Source organism: Streptomyces sp. NPDC041135, from assembly GCF_055592085.1.
In genome coordinates this window covers 102,280-128,946 of sequence record NZ_JBVIYZ010000006.1, presented here as the reverse complement: position 1 = coordinate 128,946, position 26,667 = coordinate 102,280, and the positions used below count along the sequence as shown (strand labels likewise).

The following is a 26,667-nucleotide window of genomic DNA, read 5'->3' as shown; positions in this document are numbered from 1 at the left end:
GACGGACACCGGGTTCCCTCCCAGCGAAGCTTCAACACTGCAAGGAGCCGCACCTGTGAGCAGTGCCGACGACCAGACCACCACGACCAGCACCGAGCTGCGCGCCGACATCAGGCGACTGGGTGACCTCCTCGGCGAGTCCCTCGTCCGCCAGGAGGGCCCCGAGCTGCTCGAACTCGTCGAGAAGGTCCGCCGCCTCACCCGCGAGGACGGCGAGGCCGCCGCCGAGCTGCTGCGCGGCATCGAACTGCAGACCGCCGCCAAGCTGGTCCGCGCCTTCTCCACCTACTTCCACCTGGCCAACGTCACCGAGCAGGTGCACCGCGGCCGCGAGCTGCGCGCCCGGCGCGCCGCCGAGGGCGGTCTGCTGGCCCGCACCGCCGACCGCCTCAAGGACGCCGACCCCGAGCACCTGCGGCGGACCGTCGAGCACCTCAACGTGCGCCCCGTCTTCACCGCCCACCCCACCGAGGCCGCCCGCCGGTCGGTGCTCAACAAGCTGCGGCGCATCGCCGCGCTGCTGGACACCCCCGTCATCGAGGCCGACCGGCGCCGCCACGACGTCCGGCTCGCCGAGAACATCGACCTCGTCTGGCAGACCGACGAACTGCGCGTGGTGCGTCCCGAACCGGCGGACGAGGCCCGCAACGCCATCTACTACCTGGACGAGCTGCACGCCGAGGCCGTCGGCGACGTCCTGGAGGACCTCACCGCGGAACTGGAGCGCGTCGGCGTCAAGATCCCCGACGGCACCCGCCCGCTCACCTTCGGCACCTGGATCGGCGGCGACCGCGACGGCAACCCCAACGTCACCCCGCAGGTCACCTGGGACGTCCTCATCCTCCAGCACGAGCACGGCATCAACGACGCCCTGGAGATGATCGACGAGCTGCGCGGACTGCTCTCCCAGTCGATCCGCTACACCGGCGCCACCGACGAGCTGCGCGAGTCCCTCCAGGCCGACCTCGACCGGCTGCCCGAGATCAGCCCCCGCTACAAGCGCCTCAACGCCGAGGAGCCCTACCGGCTCAAGGCCACCTGCATCCGGCAGAAGCTGGAGAACACCAAGCGGCGCCTGGCCCAGGGCACCCCGCACGAGGACGGCCGCGACTACCTCGGCACCGGCGAACTCCTCGCCGACCTGCGCCTGGTGCAGACCTCGCTGCGCGCCCACCGCGGCGGCCTGTTCGCCGACGGCCGGCTCAACCGCACGATCCGCACCCTCGCCGCCTTCGGCCTCCAGCTGGCCACCATGGACGTCCGCGAGCACGCCGACGCCCACCACCACACCCTCGGCCAGCTGTTCGACCGCCTCGGCGAGGAGTCCTGGCGCTACGCCGACATGCCCCGCGAGTACCGCGGCAAGCTGCTCGCCAAGGAACTGCGCTCCCGCCGGCCCCTCGCCGGCACCCCGGCCCCCCTCGACGCGGCCGGTGCCAAGACCCTCGGCGTCTTCGAGACCGTCAAGAAGGCCCTGGAGGTCTTCGGTCCCGAGGTCATCGAGTCGTACATCATCTCCATGTGCCAGGGCGCCGACGACGTCTTCGCCGCCGCCGTCCTCGCCCGCGAGGCCGGCCTGATCGACCTGCACGCCGGCTGGGCCAAGATCGGCATCGTCCCGCTGCTGGAGACCACGGACGAGCTGAAGGCCGCCGACACCATCCTCGAGGACATGCTCTCGGACCCGTCCTACCGGCGCCTGGTCGCGCTGCGCGGCGACGTCCAGGAGGTCATGCTCGGCTACTCCGACTCCTCCAAGTTCGGCGGCATCACCACCAGCCAGTGGGAGATCCACCGCGCCCAGCGCCGGCTGCGCGACGTCGCCCACCGCTACGGCGTGCGGCTGCGCCTGTTCCACGGCCGCGGCGGCACCGTCGGCCGCGGTGGCGGCCCCTCGCACGACGCGATCCTCGCCCAGCCCTGGGGCACCCTGGAGGGCGAGATCAAGGTCACCGAGCAGGGCGAGGTCATCTCCGACAAGTACCTGATCCCCTCCCTGGCCCGGGAGAACCTGGAACTGACGGTCGCCGCCACCCTCCAGGCCTCCGCCCTGCACACCGCGCCCCGCCAGTCCGACGAGGCCCTCGCCCGCTGGGACGCCGCCATGGACGTCGTCTCCGACGCCGCCCACGCCGCCTACCGCCGGCTGGTGGAGGACCCCGACCTGCCCACGTACTTCCTGGCCTCCACGCCCGTCGACCAGCTCGCCGAGCTGCACCTGGGCTCGCGGCCCTCCCGCCGACCCGGCTCGGGCGTCTCGCTCGACGGTCTGCGCGCCATCCCGTGGGTGTTCGGCTGGACCCAGTCCCGGCAGATCGTGCCCGGCTGGTTCGGCGTCGGCTCCGGCCTCAAGGCGCTGCGGGAAACCGGTCTGGACACCGTGCTCGGCGAGATGCACGAACAGTGGCACTTCTTCCGCAACTTCATCTCCAACGTCGAGATGACCCTCGCCAAGACCGACCTGCGCATCGCCCAGCACTACGTCGACACCCTCGTCCCCGACGAGCTCAAGCACGTCTTCGACACCATCAGGGCCGAGCACGAACTGACCGTCCGCGAGGTCCTCAACGTCACCGGCGAACAGGAACTCCTGGACGCCCAGCCCGTCCTCAAGCAGACCTTCACCATCCGCGACGCCTACCTGGACCCGATCTCCTACCTCCAGGTCACCCTGCTCAAGCGGCAGCGCGACGCGGCCGCCGCCGGCGCCGAGCCCGACCCGCTGCTCGCCCGGGCCCTGCTGCTCACCGTCAACGGCGTGGCGGCGGGCCTGCGCAACACCGGCTGACGCCGGCGCACCCGACGGACGAAGGTGCCCCCGGTCCACCCGGACCGGGGGCACCTCACTGTCCTTGGCCTCGCCGTACCGGCGGCGGCGCGCCCGTCACAGGGCCACGAACGCCGCCGTGAGCAGCAGGGTTCCCGAGCCGGCCAGGGCCCACGCCGCCCGGGTGCGCCGCAGGCCGCCGCCCACCACCACCGACGCCAGCAGCAGCGCACCGGCCAGCGGCACCCAGGCGTACAGGATTCCGGCCGGACCCGAGCGCACCACCCGGTCCGTGCCCGGCTCGACCACCACGGCGTACGTCCCGCCCTCGCGCACGGCCGCCGTCTGCGCGATCACCACGTGCCGCCGTGCCGGCCCCGGCGACAACGGTGTGTACGGCCCGCCGCACGCGTCGTCGGCGCAGGCGGTCACCCGGACCGTGCCGCGCTCGCGGCCCTTGGTCAGCATCACGTGCTGCGCGGTGCTCCAGGACGCCCACACCCCGGCGATCAGGATCAGCACCGCGACCGTGCCCATCGCGGCGGCCCGGCCGAAGCGGAGTGCGGCGTGGGAGGCCTGGCGGGAACGGGTGGCGGTGGCAGGCATGGCCGGGATCATTGGCCATACCCCTACTGGCGGTCAACTCCGGTGGTCCCCGGCGCGGGACAAGTCAGGAGTTGTACGTGCTTTGCGCCCGCTCCAGGCCGTCGATGACCAGACACTCCACCGCGTCCGCCGCCCGGTCCACCAGGTAGTCCAGTTCCTTGCGCTCGGTGGCGGAGAAGTCCTTCAGCACGAAGTCGGCCACCTGCATCCGCCCCGGCGGCCGCCCGATGCCGAACCGCACCCGGTGGTACTCCGGCCCCATCGCCTTCGTCATCGACTTCAGCCCGTTGTGCCCGTTGTCCCCGCCGCCCAGCTTCAGCCGCAGGGTGCCGTAGTCGATGTCCAGCTCGTCGTGGACCGCCACGATGTTGGCCACCGGCACCTTGTAGAAGTCACGCAGCGCGTTCACCGGGCCGCCCGAGAGGTTCATGTACGACATCGGCTTGGCCAGGATCACCCGCCGGTTCCCCGGTCCGGGCGGACCGATCCGCCCCTCCACGACCTGGGCCTGCGCCTTGCCCGCCCGCTTGAACTTCCCCCCGATCCGGGCGGCGAGCAGGTCCGCCACCATGAAGCCGACGTTGTGCCGGTTCATGGCGTACTCCGGCCCGGGGTTACCGAGCCCGACGATCAGCCAGGGGCCGAGGGCGGGAGTGGTCACGTCCGTCTCTCCTCACATGCGACAGCCGCCGCTTCCCCGGGGCCCGTTGCGGACGGCCCGGGGGAAGCAGCGGCTGGAGCGGTACAAGCCAGGTCAGGTCGCTTGCGCGGGCGGTGCGGCACCGGGGTGTCCCGGCGCCGCCGGGCGGCCGTGGCCGCACCGCCCGCCACGGCCGGATCAGGCCTCGGCGGACTCGCCCTCGGCGTCGTCCGCCGGGGCCTCCTCGGCCTGCGCGGCCAGGACCTGGATGACGACCGTGTCGCCGTCGACGTTCAGGGTCGTGCCGGAGGGCAGGGGGACGTCCTTGGCGAGGATCGCGTCACCGGCGGACAGGCCCTCGACGGAGACGGTCACGGACTCGGGGATGTGGGTGGCCTCGGCCTCGACGGGCAGCGCGTTCAGCACGTGCTCGAGCAGGTTGCCGCCGGCGGCCAGCTCGCCCTCGGTGTGGACGAAGATGTCGACGGTGACCTTCTCGCCGCGCTTGACCAGCTGAAGGTCGACGTGCTCCAGGAAGCCCTTGATCGGGTCGCGCTGCACGGACTTCGGGATGGCCAGCTCGTTGGACTTGCCGTCGATGTCCAGGGAGATCAGGACGTTCGGCGTGCGCAGCGCGAGCAGCAGCTCGTGGCCCGGGAGGGACAGGTGCAGCGGGTCGGAACCGTGGCCGTACAGCACGCCGGGGACCTTGTTGTCACGGCGGATGCGGCGGGCGGCGCCCTTGCCGAACTCGCTGCGGGTCTCGGCGCTGATCTTGACCTCGGACATACGGATCACTCCTCGTGTGAACAGATGCGGACGTGGTCACCCGGCCACGAACGGCCTGCTACGAAGAGCGCGTCGATAACGGACACCGGCCCCGTCAGAAACGGAGTACGGCCTCCCTCGCCGAGCAACTTCAGCAGTCTACTCGGCAGGGGAGGCCGTACCCAAAACGATCTCCGGGGCGCTTGTCAGGGCCGCCGGCGACGGTGGTGCGGAGGGTGGTGCGGACGGCGGTGCAGAAACCTCACTGCTCGTCGAAGAGGCTGGTCACGGACCCGTCCTCGAAGACCTCGCGCACCGCGCTGGCGATCGTCGGCGCGATCGACAGCACCTTGATCTTGTCCAGCCCGACGCTCAGCTCACCCGGGGTCGGCAGCGAGTCGGTGAACACGAACTCGCTGACCCGCGAGTTCTTCAGCCGGTCCGCCGCGGGACCCGACAGCACACCGTGCGTCGCCGTGACGATGACGTCCTCGGCGCCGTGCGCGAACAGGGCGTCGGCGGCGGCGCAGATCGTGCCACCGGTGTCGATCATGTCGTCGACCAGGACGCACACGCGCCCCTTGACCTCACCCACGACCTCGTGGACGGTCACCTGGTTCGCCACGTCCTTGTCGCGCCGCTTGTGCACGATCGCCAGCGGCGCGCCGAGCCGGTCGCACCAGCGGTCGGCGACCCGCACCCGGCCCGCGTCCGGCGAGACCACGGTCAGCTTGTTGCGGTCCACCTTGCGGCCCACGTAGTCCGCCAGCAGCGGCAGCGCGAACAGGTGGTCCACCGGACCGTCGAAGAAGCCCTGGATCTGGTCCGTGTGCAGGTCCACGGTGAGCAGCCGGTCGGCGCCGGCCGTCTTCATCATGTCCGCGATCAGCCGCGCCGAGATCGGCTCACGGCCCCGGTGCTTCTTGTCCTGGCGCGCGTAGCCGTAGAACGGCACGATCACCGTGATGGAGCGGGCCGACGCGCGCTTGAGCGCGTCGATCATGATCAGCTGCTCCATGATCCACTTGTTGATCGGAGCCGTGTGGCTCTGGATCAGGAAGCAGTCCGCGCCGCGCGCCGACTCCTGGTAGCGCACATAGATCTCACCGTTGGCGAAGTCGAAGGCCTTCGTCGGGACGACCCCGACACCCAGCTGCTGGGCGACCTCCTCGGCAAGCTCGGGGTGGGCGCGGCCGGAGAAGAACATCAACTTCTTCTCGCCGGTCGTCTTGATCCCGGTCACAGCACTGTCTCCTCAGAGGTTTCTCAGCCAGCCGGCCTCGGGCGACCTCTCGGCTGGGCTAGAGAGGCCGAATCAGCTGGTGGGGTGCGGATGTGCACTTATCACGGTACGCCGTATCCGACGCACCCGTTTCCGGTCAGTCCTCACGCCCGCCCGGCCCGGAGGCCGCCTCGGCCGCCTTCGCCGCCGCGCTCCCGGGACGCTTGCGGGCCACCCAGCCCTCGATATTCCGCTGCTGGCCACGGGCCACGGCCAGCGAACCGGGCGGCACGTCCTTCGTGATCACCGACCCGGCGGCGGTGTACGCGCCGTCCCCGACCGTGACAGGAGCCACAAACATGTTGTCCGAACCCGTACGGCAGTGCGAGCCGACCGTCGTGTGGTGCTTGTCCTGGCCGTCGTAGTTCACGAACACGCTGGCCGCGCCGATGTTCGTGTACTCGCCGATCGTCGCGTCACCGACGTACGACAGGTGCGGGACCTTCGTCCCCTCACCGATGGAGGCGTTCTTCGTCTCCACGTACGTACCCACCTTGGCCTTCACTCCAAGCCGGGTACCGGGACGGAGATACGCGAACGGCCCCACCGAGGCCTGCGGGCCCACGTGCGCCCCCTCGGACACCGTGTTGTCCACCCGCGCGCCCGCGCCCACCTTGGTGTCGGTCAGGCGGCTGTTCGGCCCGACCTCCGCGCCCTCCCCGAGGTGCGTGGCGCCCAGCAGCTGCGTCCCGGGGTGCACCACCGCGTCCTGCTCGAAGGTCACGCTCACGTCGACCCACGTCGTCGCCGGGTCCACCACCGTGACGCCCGCCAGCATCGCCCGCGTCAGCAGCCGGTCGTTGAGGGTGCGGCGCGCCTCGGCCAGCTGCACCCGGTTGTTGATCCCCGCGATCTCCCGGTGATCGGCGGCCACCGACGCGCCGACCCGGTGCCCCGCGTCCCGCAGGATGCCCAGGACGTCCGTCAGGTACTCCTCGCCCTGGCTGTTGTCCGTCCGCACCCGGGTCAGCGCGTCCGCCAGCAGCCGCCCGTCGAAGGCGAAGACACCGCTGTTGATCTCCCGGATCTCCCGCTGCCGCGCCGACGCGTCCTTGTGCTCGACGATCGCGGTCACGGCGCCGGTCGCCCCGTCACGCACGATCCGCCCGTACCCGGTGGCGTCCGGCACCTCGGCGGTCAGCACCGTCACGGCGTTGCCGTCCTCGTGGTGGGTCTGCGTCAGCCGCCGCAGCGTGTCCCCGGTCAGCAGCGGGGTGTCCCCACAGACGACCACCACGGTCCCCGCCACCGACCCGCCCAGCTCCTCCAGGCCCATCCGCACGGCGTGCCCGGTGCCCTTCTGCCGGTCCTGCACGGCCGTGCGGGCCTCGGGGTCGATGCCGGACAGGTGCTCGGTGACCTGCTCACGGGCGTGGCCCACGACCACGACCAGGTGCTCGGGCTTCAACTCACGGGAGGCGGCCAGCACATGGCCGACCAGGGAACGGCCGCAGATCCGGTGGAGGACCTTGGGTGTGGCCGACTTCATACGGGTGCCCTCACCCGCTGCGAGAACGACGACGGCTGCCGGGCGGATGGCGCTCACGGGGTTGCCCTTCGGCTCTGGATGGGTGGGGGTGACAGCCGCAGGATACCGGGGGGTGCCGTGGGGGACATGAGAGCGGGCCCCGACGGTGAGGTCAGGACCCGGGCGTGAGTGGCTCCCCTGCCAGGACTCGAACCTGGAACAAATCATCCAAAGTGACCCGTGTTGCCGATTACACCACAGGGGATCGCGGCCCCTACTATGCCGCACCACCCGCCCCGGACGCGACGCCACCGGTCCGCTCCCCGCGAGAGGTTGACGACCGGACGGCCCCGGACCGGCGCCCGGCACTCCGACGGGAGCGTCCGCGGCGCGGAAACTCACCGGAAAAGCGGCACCGCCCGCCCGTAGGCTGGAACCATGACCACGACGGGGGAAGAGCATGCCAGGGCCCTGACCGGCCCCTGGTGGTGGGCCAGGTGGCGCAGCGCGGTGCTGGACGGGGGTCTGGCGCTGGTGTCCGCGGTGGAGTGCGGGGCGGAAGGCGTGCCGTTCGCCCGGGACGCGGGGCTCCCGGTGTGGGTCGGGGTCGTCTTCGGCGTGGTGGCCGGTGCCGTGCTGCTGGTGCGGCGCAAGTGGCCGATCGCGGTGGTCCTGGTGGCGATCGCCATCACGCCGGCCGAGATGGGCTTCCTCATGGGCATCGTCGGCCTCTACACGCTGGCCGCCTGCGAGCTGCCGCGCCGGATCATCGCGGCGCTGTCGGCGATGTCGCTGCTGGGCACGGCGGTCGTGACGTTCGTGCGGGTACGGCAGGACATGGCGCGCGGCGACCTGACGCTCGGGGACTGGTTCGTGCCGTTCGCGTCGGTCGCGACCTCGCTCGGCCTGACCGCGCCTCCGGTGCTGCTCGGACTGTACGTGGGCGCGCGGCGCCGGCTGATGGAGAGTCTGCGGGAGCGGGCGGACAGCCTGGAGCGGGAGCTTCAGCTGCTGGCCGAGCGGGCGGAGGAGCGGGCCGAGTGGGCGCGCGGCGAGGAGCGCACCCGCATCGCGCGCGAGATGCACGACGTGGTGGCGCACCGGGTGAGCCTGATGGTGGTGCACGCGGCGGCGCTTCAGGCGGTGGCGCGCAAGGACCCCGAGAAGGCGGTGCGCAACGCGGCCCTGGTCGGGGACATGGGGCGGCAGGCGCTGACGGAGCTGCGGGAGATGCTCGGCGTGCTGCGCGCGGAGGACGGGGTGCGGCCGAGGCCGCCGCGGGTCGCGCCGGCCGCCGTCGGGCCGGTGGCCGCGGCCGGTGCCGGGGCGGCGGAGGACGAGCCGGGGGCGGACGGGCCGTGCCTGTCGGAGCTGGACGAGCTGGTGGGGCAGTCGGCGGCCGCGGGGATGGTGGTCGACCTGTCCGTGGAGGGGGACGCCCGGGGCTACGCGCCGGTGGTGGAGCAGACCGCGTACCGGGTGGTGCAGGAGGCGCTGACGAACGTCCACAAGCACGCGGCGGGCGCGAAGACGTACGTACGGCTGGCCCACCGGATGTCGGAGATCGCCATGCAGGTGGAGAACGAGCCGCCGCCGGAGCCGGGGTCGGCGTCGTCGGCGCGGCTGCCGTCGGGCGGCAACGGCCTGGTCGGGATGCGCGAGCGGGTGCTGGCGCTGGGCGGGGTGTTCGTGTCGGGCCCGACGGACGCGGGCGGCTTCCGGGTGTCGGCGGTGATCCCGGCCGCGTAGGGCGGCGCGGGACCGGCGGGCGGGGTCAGGCGACGGTGAGGCGTGCGGGTTCCAGGCCGCCGATGAGGGTGGCGAGGGCCTGGTCGATGCCGGGGCCGACGTACCAGTCGCCGGTGTGGTCCAGGGTGTAGACGCGGCCCTCGGCGTCGATGGCGAGCAGCGAGCCGGTGTCGCTCTCCTCGCCGAGCGGGCAGACCTCGGTGGCCAGGGCGCGGCCCAGGTCGCCGAGGGTGCGGGCGTGGTGCAGGCCGTGCAGCGGGTCGAGGTGGAGGGCGGCCGGGGCGACCCGGCGGCCGGGACCGGCCGGCCGGATGTGCAGACCGCCGAACTCGGCCCAGGCCTCCACGGCCGCGGGGAAGACGCAGTGCCGGTGCCCGGCGGGTGAGCTGTGCGCGCGCAGGGTGTCGGCCCACAGTTCCGCCTGCTTTATGTCCCAGCGTCCGGGTTGCCAGCCGGCCGCGCGCAGCGCGGCGTCGACGGGCACGGCGAAGCGTGTGCTGGAGGTGCGGTCGGCGTGCATCTGCCCTTCGTTCGTCAGAGGTCGTGAGCGTGCGTCGTGGCCGGGCGCCGTGACGCGTGCCGTGATGGTGTCCGGTGACCGTGTGCCGCGGTCGTGCGGTCGTACGGGCGCGGGGGGCGGGGTGTTCAGCCGCCGCTCGTCGCGGGGTCGACGACGCGGACGCCGAAGTGGGCGCTGAGCGCCGCGCAGGCACGGCAGGGGGCGGCGAAGCTGCCGTGCAGCGGGTCGCCGTCCTCGCGTATGCGGCGGGCGGTGAGCTTGGCCTGCTTCAGGGCCTTGCGGGCCTCGCCGTTGGTCATGGGCCTGCGGGCGGCGCGCCTGGTGCGGGCGGCGTCGGCGGCGGCGATGTGCCGGGAGATCAGTATGGTCTCCGCGCAGCGGCCGGTGAAGCGGTCCCGCTGGGCACTGGGGAGGCTGTCGAGGAAGTCCTGGACGAGCGGGTGCAGGACCGGGGGCTGGTCGCCGCGCGCGGCGGTGCCGGTGAGGGTGGCGCCGCGGACGGAGAGGGCGGCGGCGACGGTGGGCAGGATGCCGTCGCGGCGGTGCAGCAGGGCCGGGGCGGCGGGTGCTTCGGTGCTGCTCCAGCCGATGCGGGGGTCGCCGGTCCGTGGCTCCGCGGTCCCGCTCTGCATGGTGTTCATGAGCATCTGTTCCCTCCCGGGCATCCCCCCGAAGGACACAGAGTGCCAAATGCCGTGGCGGGTGGGGAAGCTGGGGCGCCGCGACACGCCCGTGCGGGGGCCGGCCGTCACCGCAGGGTGACGGCGGGTCACGGAAACGGAGGCCCGGTGACCGGTGCCGGTGTACCGCATAGGCTGTCGGCGTCCGCGATCGACATCGCCGTACAGGCCTAAGAGAACGCCGCAGGGGGCAACCGCCATGACGACAGGTCGGCTCGGGCTGGGGGCACCGCCCAGCGGCCGCGCCGGGGGACAAGCCGCGCCGCCGAACGCGGCCTACGCCGGGCAGGTCGTGCACTTCCCGGATCCGGTCCGGGCGGCACGTCACCCGAGAGGGGTACGGGTCGACGAACGCGGTTACCCCGACTTCTCACCCTATGCGCGCGCGGCGGCGGAGATCGCCGATCCGCCGGAGGGCTTCGGCGTCGACGAACTGCGGCTGACGGACTACGTGTCGGCCAACGCGGCGCTGGCCGCCTCGGGCCACGAGCTGTGGGACACGGTGCCGGACGTGGCGACACCGCACGGCTGGACCTGGCACCACGTGGCCGGGGAGCGGCGGCTGGAGCTGGTGCCGGTCGAGGTGAAGGCGCTGCTGCGGCACCACGGCGGCGTGGCGACGGCACGGGTCGAGCACGACAAGCGGGGGACGCGGCCGCTGCAGGAGACACGTCCGGCCCACTTCGGGCTGCCGAAGTCGGGTGTGGCGGTCTCGGAGCAGCAGGTGCAGGGCGTCGAGGAGGAGCTGGGGTACCGGCTCCCGGGCGCCTACCGTTCCTTCCTGAAGGCGGCCGGCGGCTGCGCCCCGGTGGGCACGGCCCTGGACGCCGGGCTCGGGCTGCTGGTGGACCAGCCGTTCTTCACGGTGCGGGACGAGGCGGCCGTCAACGACCTGGTGTACGTGAACAAGTGCCTGCGCGACCACCTGACGAAGGATTACCTCGGGGTCGCGTTCGTCCAGGGCGGGCTGCTGGCGGTGAAGGTGCGCGGCGAGCAGGTGGGTTCCGTCTGGTTCTGCGCGTACGACGACGCGCGGGACGTGGACCCGTCATGGCCGCCGGCCGAGCGGGTGGAGCGGCTGCTGCTGCCCTGCGGCGCGGATTTCGACGCCTTCCTGTCCCGGCTGGCGGGCAGTCCGCCGGAGCTGGAGACGGTGGCCAATCTGATGGTGGACGGCGGTTTCGCGCGTGCGGTCCCTGTCTCTTCCCTGGGGGAGTGAGCTTCGGCGATGGTGACGTTCGCACAGGCGCAGGAGCGCGCCGAGGAGTGGATCAACGGGGACGTGCCCGCCTACCAGCACCGTGAGGTGCGGGTGCGGGAGTTCGACCTGGGGTTCGTGGTGTGGGGCGAGGACCGCGCGGAGGGCCCGCGGTCGGACGCGGGCGGGCAGCGGCTGGTGATCGCCCGCGACAGCGGGGAGGCCACGCTGTGGCCGGCGCTGCCGGTGGGCGAGGTGATCCGCCGCTACGAGGAGGAGTACGGCCGCGAGGACGAGGTCGCCGACGTGGTGCCGGCGGCCCCGGCGAGGGTCGACCTGAACCAGACGTCCTTCCTGCTGAGTCCACCGGAGTGGTTGCAGGAGGCGGCGGACCGGATGGGCATCCCGGACGGCAGGCCGGCCTCCGGGGACTCCACCGGGACCGCGTCCGGTGCGCCCGGGACCCGGGAACCGGAGCCCGTGGCGTCCGGGGCCGCGGCGCCGGGCGGGTCCGGTGGCCTCGCCGAGACGCAGGCCGGGGTGCCGGCGGGGGCCTCCGCGTCCGGTTCCGCGTCCGGTACCGGTGCGGGGTCCGCGGCCGCGGGTGCCTCGTGGCCGGTGGCCGGTGGTACGGCCGGGCCGGGTGCCGACGCCGGGGTGCCCGGTGGGGTACAGGGCGCGCCGAGCGCGCCGGGTGCGCCGGAGGTGCCCGCCGGTGCCACGCCGTGGGCCGGGACCGACACCGACGCCGGTGCCGACGCCGGGGTGCCCGGTGGGGTGCAGGGCGTGCCGAGCGCGCCGGGTGCGCCGGAGGTGCCCGCCGGTGCCACGCCGTGGGCCGGGACCGACACCAACGCCGACGCCGGTGAGGACCGCTCGGTGCCGCTGCCGGCGACCGTGTTCGCGCCGCCGCTGGGCGACCCGGACGACGGCGCCCCGCGTCCGCCGCTGTCCGCGCCGGACGCCAAGACCGCCCTGATGTCGGGCGGCAGCGGGCTGCCGCGCACGGCGGTCGCTCCGGCCTTCGACGCCCCGGAGCCCGGGGTGCCGGGACAGACGCCGCCGCCCGGCCAGGGTGCGCCGCAGGGCAGCACGCCGCCGCCGTCGCCCTCGCCCTCGTACGGTCATCCGCACACCCCTGCGGGTCCGGGCGGTCCGCAGCGGCCGTTCGCGCCGACCGCCGGGGAGATCGCGGACGCCGCGACGAGCAAGGCCGCACCGCCCGCGCGCCGGGCGCGTGGTGGCGCCGGTGCGCCGCCTCCGCCGCCGGGCGCCCCCGGTACGCCGGGCGCACGGCCCGGCAGCACGCCCGCGCCCCCGGCTCCGGGCGGGCCGGCCGGCGGGTACGTGCCGACGCAGCTGGTGTCGGCGCTCGGGCCGGAGGGCCCGGGCGGCCCGGCCGGTCCGGAGGGCGCTGCGGGTGCGCCGCAGGGGCCGGGTGTGCCGGGCGGCACGCCTCCGGGCGGTATGCATCACGCGGCCACGATGCTGGCGGACCCGGGCCCCGGCGGCGGGGGAGCACCGCAGCCCGCGGGAACCCCCGGCGCCCCTGCCGCGCCCGGTGTTCCCGGAGCCCCGGGCGGGCCCGGCGCTCCCGGTGCCGGCCGCGGGGCCGTGCATCACGCGGAGACGGTGCTGGCCGCGCCCCCGGTGGGCGGTCCCGGCGCGCCCCCGCCCCCGCCGCCGCCCGTACCCGGCGCCCCGGGCGCCCCGGGCATGCCGCCGGGCGCTCCCCAGCCGATGCCCCCGGGCGCCGGACCCGCGGGCATGATGCCGCCGCCCGGGATGCCCGTGCCCGGCATGCCCGCGCCCGGGATGCCCGTGCCGGGGCAGCCGCCCGCGTACGGGTATCCGCAGCCGGCGCAGCCGACGGTGGGTCCCGGATACCAGGCCGTGCTGCGCTACCGCGCCCAGGACGGCTCGGAGCAGCAGCTGATCCGGCGTTCGGCGCCGGGCACCCCGCACCCGGAGTGGCAGATCTTCCACGAGCTGCGCGCGCTGAACGTGCCCCCGGAGCAGGTGCTGGAGCTGCACACCGAGCTGGAGTCCTGCGAGCTGCCGGGCGCGTACTGCGCGCGGATGATCCGCGAGCAGTGGCCGCAGGCGCGGATCGCGAGCATCGCGCCGTACGGCACCGACCACGCCAGCCGCCAGCAGGGCATGCGTCAGCTGCTGGCGCACCAGGGCGAGCTGCACCAGGTGGCGGACGGTCCCGCGCGGCCCGCCCCGGTACGGGCCCCGTTGCCGCCGGTGCACGCGGCGCCGCCGGTCCCACCCGAGGCGATCGCGCAGGAGCTGGCGGCGGCGTTCGGGCCGGGTGTGTTCCGGTTCGAGCAGGCGGCGGTGTCCCGGCAGGGGGTGCCGCCGGTCGTGGCGCACACCCTGGTCGTGGCCGGACTGCCGCTGGACATGGGCCCGTTCTTCTGGGCGCAGGCCCAGCCCGGCCGCCCGGTGCCGACGCTGGCGGAGCTGGCGCAGGAGCGCGGGGTGCGGCCCGCCGCGGACGCGGGCTCCTACCTGGTCATGGGCACCGACTTCGGCAAGGCGGTGTGCGTGCAGTACGGCACCGCGAACATCGTCGCCGTCCCCGTCGAGGCGGGGCCGGGCGGGGCGCCGGTGCCGCCGCAGTTCGTGAACACCGGCCTGCCGGAGTTCGCCCGCTGCCTGGCGCTGCTGGGCCGGATGTGGCGGCTGCGGTTCGGTCTGAACCAGGAGCAGGCGGGCCGCTGGACCGTCGACTTCCAGGCCCAGCTGGCCGCGCTGGACCCGGCGGCCCTGGGCTCGCCGGAGAGCTGGTGGTCGGTGCTGCTGGAACAGATGTGGGACGGGCTGCTGTAGCCCGGTGACACGCGCCCGGTGACACACCGAGGGGCCGGACCGATCGGACGATCGGACCGGCCCCTTTCCCGTGCCCGCGCGCGCCCCTGCTCACCCCTGCCCACCCCCTGCGCGGACCGGACCGTGACGCATGCGCGGAGTGTCGCGTTATGAACACTTACGTCCGATACATCAGGATATGCGCGAAATCATCATTTCGTGTGTGTTCGGCGGAGAGGGGTTCCCAGGGTGAGCAGCGCAGCGATGACGCGGCACGACTTCGTGACCGTCCGGGGGCGCGGCTACCGCCCCGAGCAGGTCGACGCGTACGTCGAGGCGCTGTCGCGGAACCGGGACGCGGCATGGGAGCGGGCGGCGCGGCTGACCGTGCTCGCCAAGCACATGGAGGCGGAGGCGGCACAGGTGCGCGAGGCGCTCGCCCGGCTCGCGCCGCAGACGTACGAGACGCTCGGGGAGCGCGCCCAGCGCCTGTACCAGCTGGTGCTCGAAGAGGCCGCCGAGGTACGGGAGTCCGCGCGGCGGGCGGCGCACGACGAGGTGGCGGAGGCGCAGGCGTACGCCCTCGACCTGCGCCGCACGGCGCAGGAGGAGGCGGACGCGCTCCTCGCCGAGACGGAGGAACGCGCCCGTCAACGGCTCCTCGCGGCACAGGCCGAGGCCGACGAGCACCGGGTGGGCGCCCGCCGCGCGGTGAAGGAGGGCCGGCGCGAGTCGCTGTCCGCGCTGCGCGAGCTGCGCCGGCGGACCGAGGCGATGCTCACCGACCAGGCCAGGGAACACGCCGAGCGGTGGGCGCAGACCGAGCGCGCCGAGACGGAGCGGGCGGCCGCGCGGGAGGCGGAGTACGCCGACCGGGTGGCCCGGGCGGAGGCCGGACTGGCCGAGGCGCGGCGGGCCCTCGCGAAGGCGGAGGAGTCGGCGCCGCTGTGCCAGGAGGAGGCGCACGCGCGTGCCGCGGAGATCGTCGCGCAGGCCCGCGTCCAGGCGGACCGGATCGCGGCGGAGACGGAACGGGTGCTGCGCGAGCACGGCGAGACCTGGGACCACGTCAGCGCGCACATGGACTCCGTCCGCGACAGCCTGATCTCCCTGACGGGCCGGGCCACGGTGGAGTAGCGCACCGCGGGGCGCCACCGCGCCGTGGCCGGCCTGATCCGAACGGCAGGCCCCGGTCAGCTCCCGGGCCCCCGGCGCACCGCCCCCGCGAGGATCCAGCTCTCCACCGCCTCGTACTGGTGGCGCTGCTCCTGCGCCTTGCGGCGGCCGGAGACCACGGTGCCCAGCCAGCCGAAGGCGAAGCCCGCCGGGATGGAGACGATCCCGGTCGTGGTGAACGGGAACCAGTTGACGTCGGCGTCCGGGAACGCCGCACCGGCCGAACCGGACACCAGGTTGGTGCCCGGCATCAGCAGCAGGACGGTCAGGGAGCCGCCGATCAGCGTGCAGAGCAGGCCGGTGCGGGTGTAGCGGCGCCAGAACAGGCCGTAGACCAGGGCCGGGGCGAGGGCGGAGGCGCCCAGGCAGAAGGAGAGGGTCACCAGGGGCTGCAGGCTGTGATGCTGGACCAGGGTGGCCAGCAGGATCGTCGGTACGCCCGTGACCACGGCGCTGAGCCGGGCCAGCCCCATCTCGCGGCGGGCCGGCATCTCCTGTACACCGCTCGCGAACACGTCGTGCGCGAGGGAGTTGGCGCAGGCGAGGATCATCCCGGCGACCGAGGCGAGCAGGGTCAGGAACAGCGCCGTCGTGACGGTGGTGAAGACGACGGTCTCCGCCGTCGACACCTCCGGGCCGAACGCGGCCCGCGAGCCCAGCAGATAGGCGGTGTTGCCCTGCGGGTCGGCGGTGGCGATCGCCGCGCGGCCGACCAGGGCCGTGGCCCCGAACCCCACCACCGTCATCACCAGCACGAACAGCGCCACGATCGACACCGCCCAGGACATCGAACGGCGCACCTGGCGGGCGCTGGAGGCGGTGTACATGCGCATGGTGACGTGCGGCAGGCAGGCGCCACCCAGGACGATGGTCAGCTCCGAACTGATCATGTCCAGGCGGGGACTGGAGCCGCCGCCGAACTGCATGCCGGAGTGCAGGAAGGCCGGTCCCGCCCCGCTCTGCCGCGCCGCCGCGTCGAACAGGGCGCCGGGGTCCCAGTCGAAGCGGCGCAGGACCAGCGCGGCGACCACGGCGCCCGAACCGAGCAGCGTCACTATCTTCAGTATCTGGATGAGGGCGGTGCCCTTCATGCCGCCGATCGCCGCGTAGCTGATCATCAGCGCGCCCAGCCCGATGACACAGCCGGTCTTCAGGGACTCGTTGGAGAAGCCCAGGATGAACGCCATCAGCTGCCCGGTCCCGGCGAGCTGGACCAGCATCAGCGGCAGCAGCGAGGCGATCGTCACCGCGCAGGCCGTGATGCGCACACTGCGGCCCGGCATGCGGCGGGCCAGGACGTCGCCCATGGTGAACCGGCCCGCGTTGCGCAGCGGTTCGGCCAGCAGGAACATCAGCAGCATCAGCGACAGCGCCGTGCTCAGCGCGAGCACGATGCCGTCGTAGCCGCACAGGGCGATGACCCCGCCGGTGCCGAGGACGGTGGCGGCCGAGATGTAGTCGCCCGCGATGGCCAGGCCGTTGCGCAGCGCGGAGAGGGAACCGTACCCGGTGTAGAACTCGTCGAGGTCGTCGCGGTCCGGGCCGGTCATCACGCACAGCAGGAGGGTGACCGTGGCGACGGCGGAGAAGGCGACCAGGGACATGGCCTGGGCGGAGTCGCTGAACCCGGAGAGGCCGGCGCTGAGGGTGGTCATCGGGTGGCCTCTCGTCGGGCGTCGAGTTCCGCCTCCGCGCGGATGCGGTCGGCGACCGGGTCGAGGCGGCGGCGCGCGGTGACCTCGTACACGCCGATCGCCAGCCAGGTGACCGGGAGCTGGATCAGGGCGAGCAGCAGCCCGGCCGGGATGCCGTCGGCGACCGTGCGGGTCATGAGGTGCGGGGCGAACGCCGACAGCACCAGGAACAGCGTGAAGTAGCCGAGCGCGGTCAGGGTGGCGGTGCGCCGCTGCCATCGGTAGGCGCTGCGCAGGACCCGCAGGTCGCTGTGGTGCCCGAGCGGTTCGCGCGGCGGGCGGCGCCGGGGCGGCTCGGGGGGCGCGGGCTGCCAGGGGTAGCTGGCGTACAGGGGGTGGTGGGCATGGCGGGCGTGGTGGCGCGGGGGCGGGTCGTCCGGGAGGGGAGCGTCCGGGAAGGGATCGTCCTGGAACCGGCCGTCCTGGAACCGGCCCTCCTGGAACGGATCGTCCTGGAACCGGCCCTCCTGGAACGGATCGTCCTGGAACCGGCTGTCCTGGGACGGACCGTCCGGGAAGGGCCCGGACGCCGGTCGGTCGTACGCCGAGGGGCGGGGCGCGGGGGGACCGTAGGTGTACGGGTCGGACGACCGGGGGTCGTGCGGGGGCGGATCGTGGGGCGAGCGGGCGTGGGACATCCCGTGCTCCTTGCGCGGCTCGGGTCCGTGGCGGCGGACCGCAGGGAGATGGGGGGAGGCGAGCCACGCACGGTACTCGCAGGTATCGGCGCTGCGTAGGGTTTTCCCCAAACTGGCCGGTCGGTATGCGCTTACCGCCGGTCGCGGGCCGGGAGCCCGCGGGCAGGAGGGGGCGGAGGCCCCGGACGACCGCGCGGACCGGCCCCTCCCCGTGCCCCTTGCAACCATCTCCGGCGCGGCAGCCGTCACGCGGCCCTGAGTGCGTGCGGGGTGGAACCCGGCCGGACCCACGGGTGGAATCGCCCCGAGGCGGACTCCACCCGGCGGTGGACGGCCCCTAGGGGTTCCTCCGTACTGAGGGTGGGGGAGGGTTCGTACCGGCGGAGGACGAGCGGGACCCGGTGCGGTCCTTAACCTGGCTTTACGCCGTCGGGGGGCGGCTGACCGAACCGGCGGGGGTGGGGTTTTCCCCCGCACAGGACGGGGCCTCACACCAGCGCGCCACAACCCCGCCACCGGCCAGACTCGGTGTCGTACCGCACGACGCACGCGGAACGGTCATCCGGCTCAGCCGCATCACCGCACACCGCGCATCACCGCATCATCCGCTGACCTGCATAGGAGACGTACCGTGACATCGGCTGTGACCATTCCCAGGCACGGGGGCACTGGAGGGCGTACGGCCGTTGCCGCGCGGGCTCGACAGGTCGTGAAGTCCTACGGATCGGGCGAGACCCGTGTCGTCGCCCTCGACCACGTCGACGTGGACATCGACCGCGGCCGCTTCACCGCGATCATGGGCCCCTCCGGGTCCGGCAAGTCGACCCTGATGCACTGCCTCGCCGGTCTCGACACGGTGACGGGCGGTCAGATCTACCTGGACGAGACCGAGATCACCGGGTTGAAGGACAAGAAGCTCACCCAGCTGCGGCGGGACCGGGTCGGCTTCATCTTCCAGGCCTTCAACCTGCTGCCCACCCTCAACGCGCTCGAGAACATCACGCTGCCCATGGACATAGCCGGCCGCAAGCCGGACCAGGCCTGGCTGCAGCGGGTGGTGGAGACGGTCGGACTGGCCGACCGGCTCAAGCACCGGCCCACCCAGCTCTCCGGCGGCCAGCAGCAGCGCGTCGCCGTGGCCCGCGCCCTGGCCGCCCGCCCCGAGATCATCTTCGGTGACGAGCCGACCGGAAACCTCGACTCGCGCGCCGGGGCCGAGGTCCTGGGCTTCCTGCGCCGCTCGGTCGACGAACTCGGGCAGACCATCGTGATGGTCACCCACGACCCGGTCGCCGCGTCCTACGCGGACCGCGTGCTGTACCTCGCCGACGGCCGCATCGTCGACGAGATGCACCAGCCGACGGCCGAGCAGGTCCTGGACCGCATGAAGGACTTCGACGCCCGGGGGCGTACGTCATGACCGTCCTGAAGACCTCGATGCGCAACTTCTTCGCGCACAAGGGCCGCATGGCGCTGTCGGCGATCGCGGTCCTGCTGTCGGTCGGGTTCGTCAGCGGCACGCTGGTGTTCACCGACACCATGAACACCACCTTCGACAACCTCTTCGAGGCCACGTCCTCCGACGTCACGGTCAGCGCCAAGAGCGCCTCCGACACCGGCGAGACGACCTCCCGCACCGGCAAGCCGCCGGTGCTGCCCGCCAAGGTGCTCGACGAGGTCAGGGCGGCGCCCGGCGTGCGGTCGGCCGAGGGCACGGTGTTCACCTCCGCCGCGACCGTCATCGACGGCGACAAGAACAACCTCTCGCCCAGCAGTGGCGCCCCGACCATCGTCGGCAGCTGGAACCGCAACGACGCCCGCACCATGGACATCACCTCCGGTACGGCTCCCAAGGGTTCCGACCAGGTCATGGTCGACGCGGACACCGCCGACAAGCACCACCTCAGGCTCGGTGACGAACTCGGCGTGATCACCGCGCTCGGCACGCACACCGCGCACATCTCCGGCATCGCCACCTTCACGGTCACCAACCCCGGCGCGGCGATCTTCTACCTGGACACCCGCACCGCCCAGCAGACGCTCGTCGGCAGGACCGGTGTCTACACCGACGTCAACGTCACGGCGGCCGCCGGCGTGAGCGACGTCCAGCTGAAGAAGAACCTCCTGGCCGACCTCGGCGGCGCCTACAAGGTGCGCACCGCGAAGGAGGTCGCCGAGGCCAACCAGAAGGAGATCGAAAGCCTGCTGAGCGTGATGAAGTACGCGATGCTCGGCTTCGCCGGGATCGCCTTCCTGGTCGGCATCTTCCTGATCATCAACACCTTCTCCATGCTGGTCGCCCAGCGCACCCGGGAGATCGGCCTGCTGCGGGCCATCGGCTCCTCCCGCCGGCAGGTCAACCGCTCGGTGCTGGTGGAGGCGCTGCTGCTGGGCCTGGTCGGGTCCGTGCTGGGCGTCGGCGCCGGTGTCGGCATCGCCGTCGGGCTGATGAAGCTCATGGGCCTGATGGGCATGCACCTGTCCACCGACGACCTGACGGTCGCCTGGACCACCCCGGTCGTCGGCCTGGTCCTCGGTGTCGTGGTCACCGTCCTGGCCGCCTACCTGCCCGCCCGGCGGGCCGGCAAGGTCTCCCCGATGGCCGCCCTGCGCGACGCCGGCGCCCCGGCCGACGCCCGGGCCGGATGGATCCGGGGCCTGCTCGGCACCGTCCTCACCGGCGTCGGCGTGCTGAGCCTGTACGCGGCCACCGAGGCCGACAAGGCCAAGACCGGCTCGCTGTGGCTGGGCCTGGGCATCGTGCTGACCCTGATCGGCTTCGTCGTGATCGGCCCGCTGCTCGCAGGCGCCCTGGTGCGCGTGCTCAGCGCCGTGCTGCTGCGGGTCTTCGGCCCCGTCGGGCGGATGGCCGAGCGCAACGCCCTGCGCAACCCCCGCCGCACCGGCGCCACCGGCGCGGCCCTGATGATCGGCCTGGCGCTCGTCGCCTGCCTGTCGGTGGTCGGCTCCTCCATGGTGGCGTCCGCCTCCGACCAGCTCGACAAGACCGTCGGCACCGACTTCATCATCCAGGACGACAAGGGCCAGCCCCTCACCCCGCAGGCGGTGCAGGCCGTCAAGGACACCCCGGGCCTCAAGAGCGTCACCGAGTACCGGCCGGCCCTCGCCGACTTCACCACGCCCGACGGCAAGACGCTGAGGGACACCGACCTCACGGCGGCCGACCCGTCGTACGCGAGTGACCTGCGCAAGAAGACCGTCGCCGGCACCCTCGCGGACGCCTACCGGCCCGACTCGATGTCCGTCCACGAGAAGTTCGCCAAGGCCCACGGCATCCACCTCGGCTCCCGCATCACCGTGGCCTTCAAGGGCGGCCGCACGGCCCACCTGACCGTCCGGGCGATCACCAGCAGCGACGACGTGATCGACCAGGGCGCCAAGTACACCTCGATCGCCACCCTCGAGAAGTACGTGCCCGCCGGCCGGATGCCGCTCGACCAGCTGGTCTTCGCCAGCGCCGACGACGGGCAGCAGGCGGCCGCCTACAAGGCGCTGAAGTCGGCCCTGCACCCCTACCCGCAGTTCACGGTGCGCGACCAGACCGACTACAAGAAGGCGCTGAAGGACCAGATCGGCCAGCTGCTGAACATGATCTACGGCCTGCTGGCACTGGCGATCATCGTGGCCGTCCTGGGCGTGGTGAACACCCTGGCCCTGTCGGTGGTGGAGCGCACCCGGGAGATCGGTCTGATGCGGGCCATCGGCCTCTCCCGGCGTCAGCTGCGCCGCATGATCCGCCTGGAGTCCGTGGTCATCGCCCTCTTCGGCGCGCTGCTCGGCCTCGGCCTGGGCATGGGCTGGGGAGCCACCGCCCAGAAGCTGCTCGCCCTGGAGGGCCTGAAGGTCCTGGACATCCCCTGGCCGACGATCATCGGGGTCTTCATCGGCTCGGCCTTCGTGGGCCTGTTCGCCGCGCTGGTCCCGGCCTTCCGGGCGGGACGGATGAACGTACTGAACGCGATCGCGACGGACTAGGCCCGGCGTGACGACGGACCCGGGGGGACACACCCGGGCGGCCGCACCGCCGCCCTCCCCCCGGACGGCCACCGTGCACGGGGGTCACGGAGGATGCCCGGCGCCGGCGAAGTCCTGAGGGACTTCCCGGCGCCGGGCACGTGCGCGTCCCGGCCACGACGACCGGGGGCGGCCTGCGCGCACGACCGGCCGACGCGGACGACGCGGTGCGGCGCGGCAGGGTCGAGGGGCGGGTGTCCACAAGGCGGGTGTTGTCCACAGGCCCCGGCGGCGGTGGGCGCGGCGTCGTACGCTGGAGAGCCCCGGCCGTCACCCGCGTCGGGCTATTTGCGTTGCCCACCCCTGGACGGAAAGCCCCCCATGAGCCTGCACGGTCTGCTCGACGCCGTCGTCAAGGACCCCGCCCTCGCGGAAGCGATCACGGCGGCCGCGGACGGCAACCGCATGCACGTCGACCTCGTCGGCCCTCCGGCGGCCCGCCCCTTCGCCATCGCCGCCCTGGCCCGCGGGGCCGAGCGCCCGGTGCTGGCGGTCACGGCGACCGGCCGGGAGGCCGAGGACCTGGCCGCCGCGCTGCGCTCGCTGCTGCCGCCCGAGGAGGTCGTGGAGTACCCCTCCTGGGAGACGCTGCCGCACGAGCGGCTCAGCCCGCGCAGCGACACCGTCGGCCGCCGCCTCGCCGTCCTGCGCCGCCTGGCCCACCCCAGCGCGGACGACGTCGGCACCGGGCCCGTCTCCGTCGTCGTGGCCCCCGTGCGCTCCGTGCTCCAGCCGCAGGTCAAGGGCCTGGGCGACCTGGAACCGGTGGCGCTGCGCACCGGGGTGACCGCCGACCTGAACGCCGTCGTGGAGGCCCTCGCGGCCGCCGCCTACGCCCGGGTCGAGCTGGTGGAGAAGCGCGGCGAGTTCGCCGTGCGCGGCGGCATCCTGGACGTCTTCCCGCCCACCGAGGAACACCCCCTGCGCGTCGAGTTCTGGGGCGACGACGTCGAGGAGATCCGCTACTTCAAGGTCGCCGACCAGCGCTCCCTGGAAGTCGCCGAGCACGGCCTGTGGGCGCCGCCCTGCCGCGAGCTGCTGCTGACCGAGGACGTCCGCACCCGCGCGCGTGCCCTGGCCGAACAGCACCCGGAGCTGGGCGAGCTGCTGGGGAAGATCGCCGAGGGCATCGCCGTGGAGGGCATGGAGTCCCTGGCGCCGGTCCTGGTCGACGACATGGAGCTGCTGCTCGACGTGCTCCCCCGGGGCGCCATGTCGGTCGTCTGCGACCCGGAGCGCGTGCGCACCCGCGCCGCCGACCTCGTCGCCACCTCGCAGGAGTTCCTGCAGGCCTCCTGGGCGGCCACCGCGGGCGGCGGGGAGGCGCCGATCGACGTCGGCGCGGCCTCCCTGTGGTCCATCGCGGACGTCCGCGACCGCGCGCGCGAGCTGGGCATGATGTGGTGGTCGGTGTCCCCGTTCGCCGCCGACGAGACGTTCGGCGCCGACGCGGCGGGCGACGCGGACACCCTCAAGCTCGGCATGCACGCGCCCGAGACCTACCGCGGCGACACCGCCCGGGCGCTCGCCGACACCAAGGGCTGGCTCGCCGACGGCTGGCGCACGGTCTTCGTCACCGAGGGCCACGGCCCGGCCGCTCGCACCGTCGAGGTGCTCGGCGGCGAGGGCATCGCCGCCCGCCTCGACATCGACCTCGCCGAGCTGAGCCCCTCCGTCGTGCACGTCTCCTGCGGCTGCATCGACTACGGCTTCGTCGACCCGGCGCTCAAGCTCGCCGTGCTCACCGAGACCGACCTGACCGGCCAGAAGGCGACCGGCCGCGACGGCGCCCGGATGCCGGCCCGCCGCCGCAAGACCATCGACCCGCTCACCCTGGAACCGGGCGACTACATCGTCCACGAACAGCACGGCGTCGGCCGCTACATCGAGATGGTGCAGCGCACGGTGCAGGGCGCGACCCGCGAGTACCTGGTGGTCGAGTACGCCCCCGCCAAGCGCGGCCAGCCCGGGGACCGCCTCTACATCCCCACCGACCAGCTGGAGCAGATCACCAAGTACGTCGGCGGCGAGGCGCCCACCCTGCACCGCCTGGGCGGCGCCGACTGGACGAAGACCAAGGCGCGCGCGAAGAAGGCCGTCAAGGAGATCGCGGCCGACCTGATCAAGCTGTACAGCGCGCGGATGGCCGCCCCCGGGCACGCGTTCGGCGCCGACAGCCCCTGGCAGCGCGAGCTGGAGGACGCCTTCCCGTACGCGGAGACCCCCGACCAGCTCACCACCATCGCCGAGGTCAAGGAGGACATGGAGAAGTCGATCCCCATGGACCGCCTGGTCTGCGGCGACGTCGGCTACGGCAAGACGGAGATCGCCGTCCGGGCCGCCTTCAAGGCCGTCCAGGACGGCAAGCAGGTCGCGGTCCTGGTGCCGACCACGCTGCTGGTGCAGCAGCACTTCGGCACCTTCAGCGAGCGTTACGCGCAGTTCCCGGTCAACGTGCGCGCGCTCTCCCGCTTCCAGACCGACACCGAGGCGAAGGCCGTCCTGGAGGGTCTGCGGGAGGGCTCGGTGGACGTCGTCATCGGCACCCACCGGCTGTTCTCCTCCGAGACGAAGTTCAAGGACCTGGGCCTGGTCGTCGTCGACGAGGAGCAGCGCTTCGGCGTCGAGCACAAGGAGCAGCTGAAGAAGCTCCGGGCGAACGTCGACGTCCTGACGATGTCGGCGACCCCCATCCCGCGCACCCTGGAGATGGCGGTGACCGGCATCCGTGAGATGTCGACGATCACCACGCCCCCTGAGGAGCGGCACCCGGTGCTCACCTTCGTCGGCCCCTACGAGGAGCGGCAGATCGGCGCGGCCATCCGCCGTGAACTGCTGCGCGAGGGCCAGGTCTTCTACATCCACAACCGGGTCGAGTCCATCGACCGGGCGGCCGCCCGGCTGCGCGAGATCGTCCCCGAGGCGCGCATCGCCACCGCGCACGGCCAGATGTCGGAGTCGGCCCTCGAGCAGGTCGTCGTGGACTTCTGGGAGAAGAAGTTCGACGTGCTCGTCTCGACGACGATCGTGGAGTCCGGCATCGACATCTCCAACGCCAACACCCTGATCGTGGAGCGCGGCGACACCTTCGGCCTCTCCCAGCTGCACCAGCTGCGCGGCCGCGTCGGCCGTGGCCGCGAGCGCGGCTACGCGTACTTCCTGTACCCGCCGGAGAAGCCGCTGACCGAGACGGCCCACGAACGCCTCGCCACCATCGCCCAGCACACCGAGATGGGCGCGGGCATGTACGTGGCCATGAAGGACCTGGAGATCCGCGGCGCGGGCAACCTGCTCGGCGGCGAGCAGTCCGGGCACATCGCGGGCGTCGGCTTCGACCTGTACGTGCGCATGGTCGGCGAGGCGGTCGCGGACTACCGGCGGCAGCTGGAGACGGGGGACATCCAGGAGGAGCCGCCGCTGGAGGTCAAGGTCGAGCTGCCGGTCGACGCGCACGTCCCGCACGACTACGCGCCCGGCGAGCGGCTGCGGTTGCAGGCCTACCGGGCCATCGCCTCCGCCAACTCCGAGGACGACGTCAGGGCGGTCCGCGAGGAACTCACCGACCGCTACGGCAAGCTGCCCGAGCCGGTGGAGAACCTGCTGCTGGTGGCCGGGCTGCGGATGCTGGCGCGCGCGTGCGGCGTCGGCGAGATCGTGCTCCAGGGGACCAACATCCGCTTCGCGCCGGTGGAGCTGCGCGAGTCGCAGGAGCTGCGGCTCAAGCGGCTGTACCCGGGCACGGTCATCAAGGCCACCGCCCACCAGGTGCTGGTGCCGCGCCCGAAGACCGCGAAGATCGGCGGCAAGCCGCTGGTCGGACGGGACCTGCTGGGCTGGGTCGGGGAGTTCCTCGCCTCGATCCTGGGCTCGTAGCCCCGGAGCCGGGACGGCGCCCCCGTCCCGGCCTCGGTCCGGTCCCGGCCCGGGTCAGCCGTCCGCGGAGCGGAACAGCATGCCGGCCAGGGACCGGAACACCTCCTCGGGGTCCTGCTCGCCCACCGGCCCGTCCAGGTTGTGGTGCAGCAGCAGCGTGGCGAAGCCGTGGGCCAGCGACCAGGCGGCGACCTCGGCCAGGCGGGCGTCCGGACCCCGGCCCCCGGCGGGCACGGCGGACACCGCGCCGCGCAGGGCGTCGGCGGCGAGCGTGCGGGCCGTGGTCAGTTCCAGGTCGTCGGCGCGCAGCAGATCAGGGGTGAACATCACCTGGAAGTGCGCGGGATGCGTGCGGGCGAAGCGCACGTAGCGCACGCCCGCGTCCTTCAGGTCCGACGCCTGCCCGAGCGCGGTCGCCAGCAGCCCGTACCCTTCCGCCGCGATCGCCGTGAGCAGCCCGGTGCGGTCCTTGAAGTGGTGCGCGGGCGCCGCGTGCGAGACCCCCGCGCGGCGGGCGAGGTCGCGCAGGCTGAGCGCGCTCGGCCCCTCGGCGGCGATGACGTCGAGCGCGGCGGTGAGCACGGCGCGGCGCAGATCGCCGTGGTGGTACGGGCGTCGGGTCGTGGAACTCATGCGGGCAGCCTACGCCGGATCTAGGCATTGACAAGTTCTCCGCGTCCGGGCAATCTTGTCAGTGACAAGTTGTGAGTGACCGAAGCGTCGAGCGCCGGGTGTCCCGGCGGTTCGACGCGGCGA

Annotated in this window: 18 protein-coding genes and 1 tRNA gene; 8 read left to right on the top strand and 11 right to left on the bottom strand. The window is 73.2% G+C overall.

From position 1 onward, the window contains the following. Nucleotides 1-55: 55 nt before the first annotated feature. Nucleotides 56-2,788, top strand: a complete 2,733-nt coding sequence (gene ppc / locus ACZ6CZ_RS16335) for a phosphoenolpyruvate carboxylase (protein WP_469020833.1) — start codon at nt 56-58, stop codon at nt 2,786-2,788. 96 nt (nt 2,789-2,884) lie between these two features. Here ppc and ACZ6CZ_RS16330 read toward each other — a convergent pair whose 3' ends face one another. The 6 genes from ACZ6CZ_RS16330 to ACZ6CZ_RS16305 form a co-directional block, all read right to left on the bottom strand. Then, nucleotides 2,885-3,385, bottom strand: a complete 501-nt coding sequence (locus ACZ6CZ_RS16330; RefSeq protein ID WP_469020830.1) for a hypothetical protein — start codon at nt 3,383-3,385, stop codon at nt 2,885-2,887. Nucleotides 3,386-3,437: 52 nt separating this feature from the next. Beyond that, complete coding sequence (gene pth / locus ACZ6CZ_RS16325; protein WP_469020827.1) at nt 3,438-4,034, bottom strand: aminoacyl-tRNA hydrolase; 597 nt, start codon at nt 4,032-4,034, stop codon at nt 3,438-3,440. A 177-nt stretch (nt 4,035-4,211) separates the two neighbouring features. After that, the gene (locus tag ACZ6CZ_RS16320) at nt 4,212-4,802 is read right to left on the bottom strand and encodes a 50S ribosomal protein L25/general stress protein Ctc (RefSeq protein ID WP_469020825.1); all 591 of its coding nucleotides are present in this window, start codon (nt 4,800-4,802) and stop codon (nt 4,212-4,214) included. Between the two features lie 241 nt (nt 4,803-5,043). After that, nucleotides 5,044-6,024 (bottom strand): ribose-phosphate diphosphokinase, encoded by a 981-nt coding sequence (locus ACZ6CZ_RS16315; protein ID WP_469020822.1) that lies wholly within the window; start codon nt 6,022-6,024, stop codon nt 5,044-5,046. A 136-nt stretch (nt 6,025-6,160) separates the two neighbouring features. Continuing rightward, nucleotides 6,161-7,609: a bifunctional UDP-N-acetylglucosamine diphosphorylase/glucosamine-1-phosphate N-acetyltransferase GlmU gene (glmU, locus tag ACZ6CZ_RS16310; RefSeq protein WP_469020820.1), complete on the bottom strand. Its 1,449-nt coding sequence runs from the start codon at nt 7,607-7,609 to the stop codon at nt 6,161-6,163. Nucleotides 7,610-7,721: 112 nt separating this feature from the next. After that, nucleotides 7,722-7,796, bottom strand: a tRNA-Gln gene (locus tag ACZ6CZ_RS16305). Nucleotides 7,797-7,969: 173 nt separating this feature from the next. Between ACZ6CZ_RS16305 and ACZ6CZ_RS16300 the strand changes: the two genes are divergently transcribed. After that, nucleotides 7,970-9,280, top strand: a complete 1,311-nt coding sequence (locus tag ACZ6CZ_RS16300; protein ID WP_469020818.1) for a sensor histidine kinase — start codon at nt 7,970-7,972, stop codon at nt 9,278-9,280. A gap of 25 nt (nt 9,281-9,305) precedes the next feature. Here ACZ6CZ_RS16300 and ACZ6CZ_RS16295 read toward each other — a convergent pair whose 3' ends face one another. Together ACZ6CZ_RS16295 and ACZ6CZ_RS16290 are read right to left on the bottom strand one after the other, a co-directional pair. Further along, nucleotides 9,306-9,800, bottom strand: a complete 495-nt coding sequence (locus tag ACZ6CZ_RS16295; protein ID WP_469020815.1) for an SUKH-3 domain-containing protein — start codon at nt 9,798-9,800, stop codon at nt 9,306-9,308. A gap of 125 nt (nt 9,801-9,925) precedes the next feature. After that, nucleotides 9,926-10,441, bottom strand: coding sequence for a YwqJ-related putative deaminase (locus tag ACZ6CZ_RS16290; protein ID WP_469020810.1), 516 nt, complete (start codon nt 10,439-10,441; stop codon nt 9,926-9,928). A 238-nt stretch (nt 10,442-10,679) separates the two neighbouring features. On the opposite strand from ACZ6CZ_RS16290, the gene ACZ6CZ_RS16285 reads away from it, so the two are divergent. From ACZ6CZ_RS16285 to ACZ6CZ_RS16275, 3 genes are all read left to right on the top strand, one after another. Next, nucleotides 10,680-11,699 carry an SMI1/KNR4 family protein gene (locus ACZ6CZ_RS16285; protein WP_469020807.1) on the top strand — a complete coding sequence of 340 codons (1,020 nt, stop codon included), beginning with the start codon at nt 10,680-10,682 and terminating at the stop codon, nt 11,697-11,699. A 9-nt stretch (nt 11,700-11,708) separates the two neighbouring features. After that, nucleotides 11,709-14,516: an SUKH-4 family immunity protein gene (locus ACZ6CZ_RS16280; RefSeq protein ID WP_469020804.1), complete on the top strand. Its 2,808-nt coding sequence runs from the start codon at nt 11,709-11,711 to the stop codon at nt 14,514-14,516. 228 nt (nt 14,517-14,744) lie between these two features. Further along, nucleotides 14,745-15,632, top strand: coding sequence for a cellulose-binding protein (locus ACZ6CZ_RS16275; protein ID WP_469020801.1), 888 nt, complete (start codon nt 14,745-14,747; stop codon nt 15,630-15,632). 56 nt (nt 15,633-15,688) lie between these two features. Here ACZ6CZ_RS16275 and ACZ6CZ_RS16270 read toward each other — a convergent pair whose 3' ends face one another. Both ACZ6CZ_RS16270 and ACZ6CZ_RS16265 read right to left on the bottom strand, forming a co-directional pair. Next, nucleotides 15,689-17,326, bottom strand: a complete 1,638-nt coding sequence (locus tag ACZ6CZ_RS16270) for a sodium/solute symporter (RefSeq protein ID WP_469020799.1) — start codon at nt 17,324-17,326, stop codon at nt 15,689-15,691. Beyond that, a complete protein-coding gene (locus tag ACZ6CZ_RS16265; protein WP_469020796.1) occupies nt 17,323-18,003 on the bottom strand; it encodes a DUF485 domain-containing protein in 681 nt (226 codons plus the stop codon). Before ACZ6CZ_RS16265 ends, ACZ6CZ_RS16270 begins: the two co-directional genes overlap by 4 nt. Nucleotides 18,004-18,634: 631 nt before the next feature. Between ACZ6CZ_RS16265 and ACZ6CZ_RS16260 the strand changes: the two genes are divergently transcribed. The 3 genes from ACZ6CZ_RS16260 (at nt 18,635) to mfd (ending at nt 25,911) form a co-directional block, all read left to right on the top strand. Continuing rightward, nucleotides 18,635-19,423 carry an ABC transporter ATP-binding protein gene (locus tag ACZ6CZ_RS16260; RefSeq protein WP_469020794.1) on the top strand — a complete coding sequence of 263 codons (789 nt, stop codon included), beginning with the start codon at nt 18,635-18,637 and terminating at the stop codon, nt 19,421-19,423. Further along, a complete protein-coding gene (locus ACZ6CZ_RS16255; RefSeq protein WP_469020792.1) occupies nt 19,420-21,999 on the top strand; it encodes an ABC transporter permease in 2,580 nt (859 codons plus the stop codon). The genes ACZ6CZ_RS16260 and ACZ6CZ_RS16255 overlap by 4 nt, the downstream gene beginning before the upstream one ends. A gap of 360 nt (nt 22,000-22,359) precedes the next feature. Beyond that, entirely contained in the window at nt 22,360-25,911 is a 3,552-nt protein-coding gene (gene mfd, locus ACZ6CZ_RS16250) for a transcription-repair coupling factor (RefSeq protein ID WP_469020790.1), read from the top strand. A gap of 54 nt (nt 25,912-25,965) precedes the next feature. On the opposite strand, the gene ACZ6CZ_RS16245 is transcribed toward mfd, so the two are convergent. Beyond that, on the bottom strand, nt 25,966-26,544 hold the full coding sequence (locus ACZ6CZ_RS16245) for a TetR/AcrR family transcriptional regulator (protein WP_469020786.1): 579 nt from the start codon (nt 26,542-26,544) through the stop codon (nt 25,966-25,968). Nucleotides 26,545-26,667: the final 123 nt, after the last annotated feature.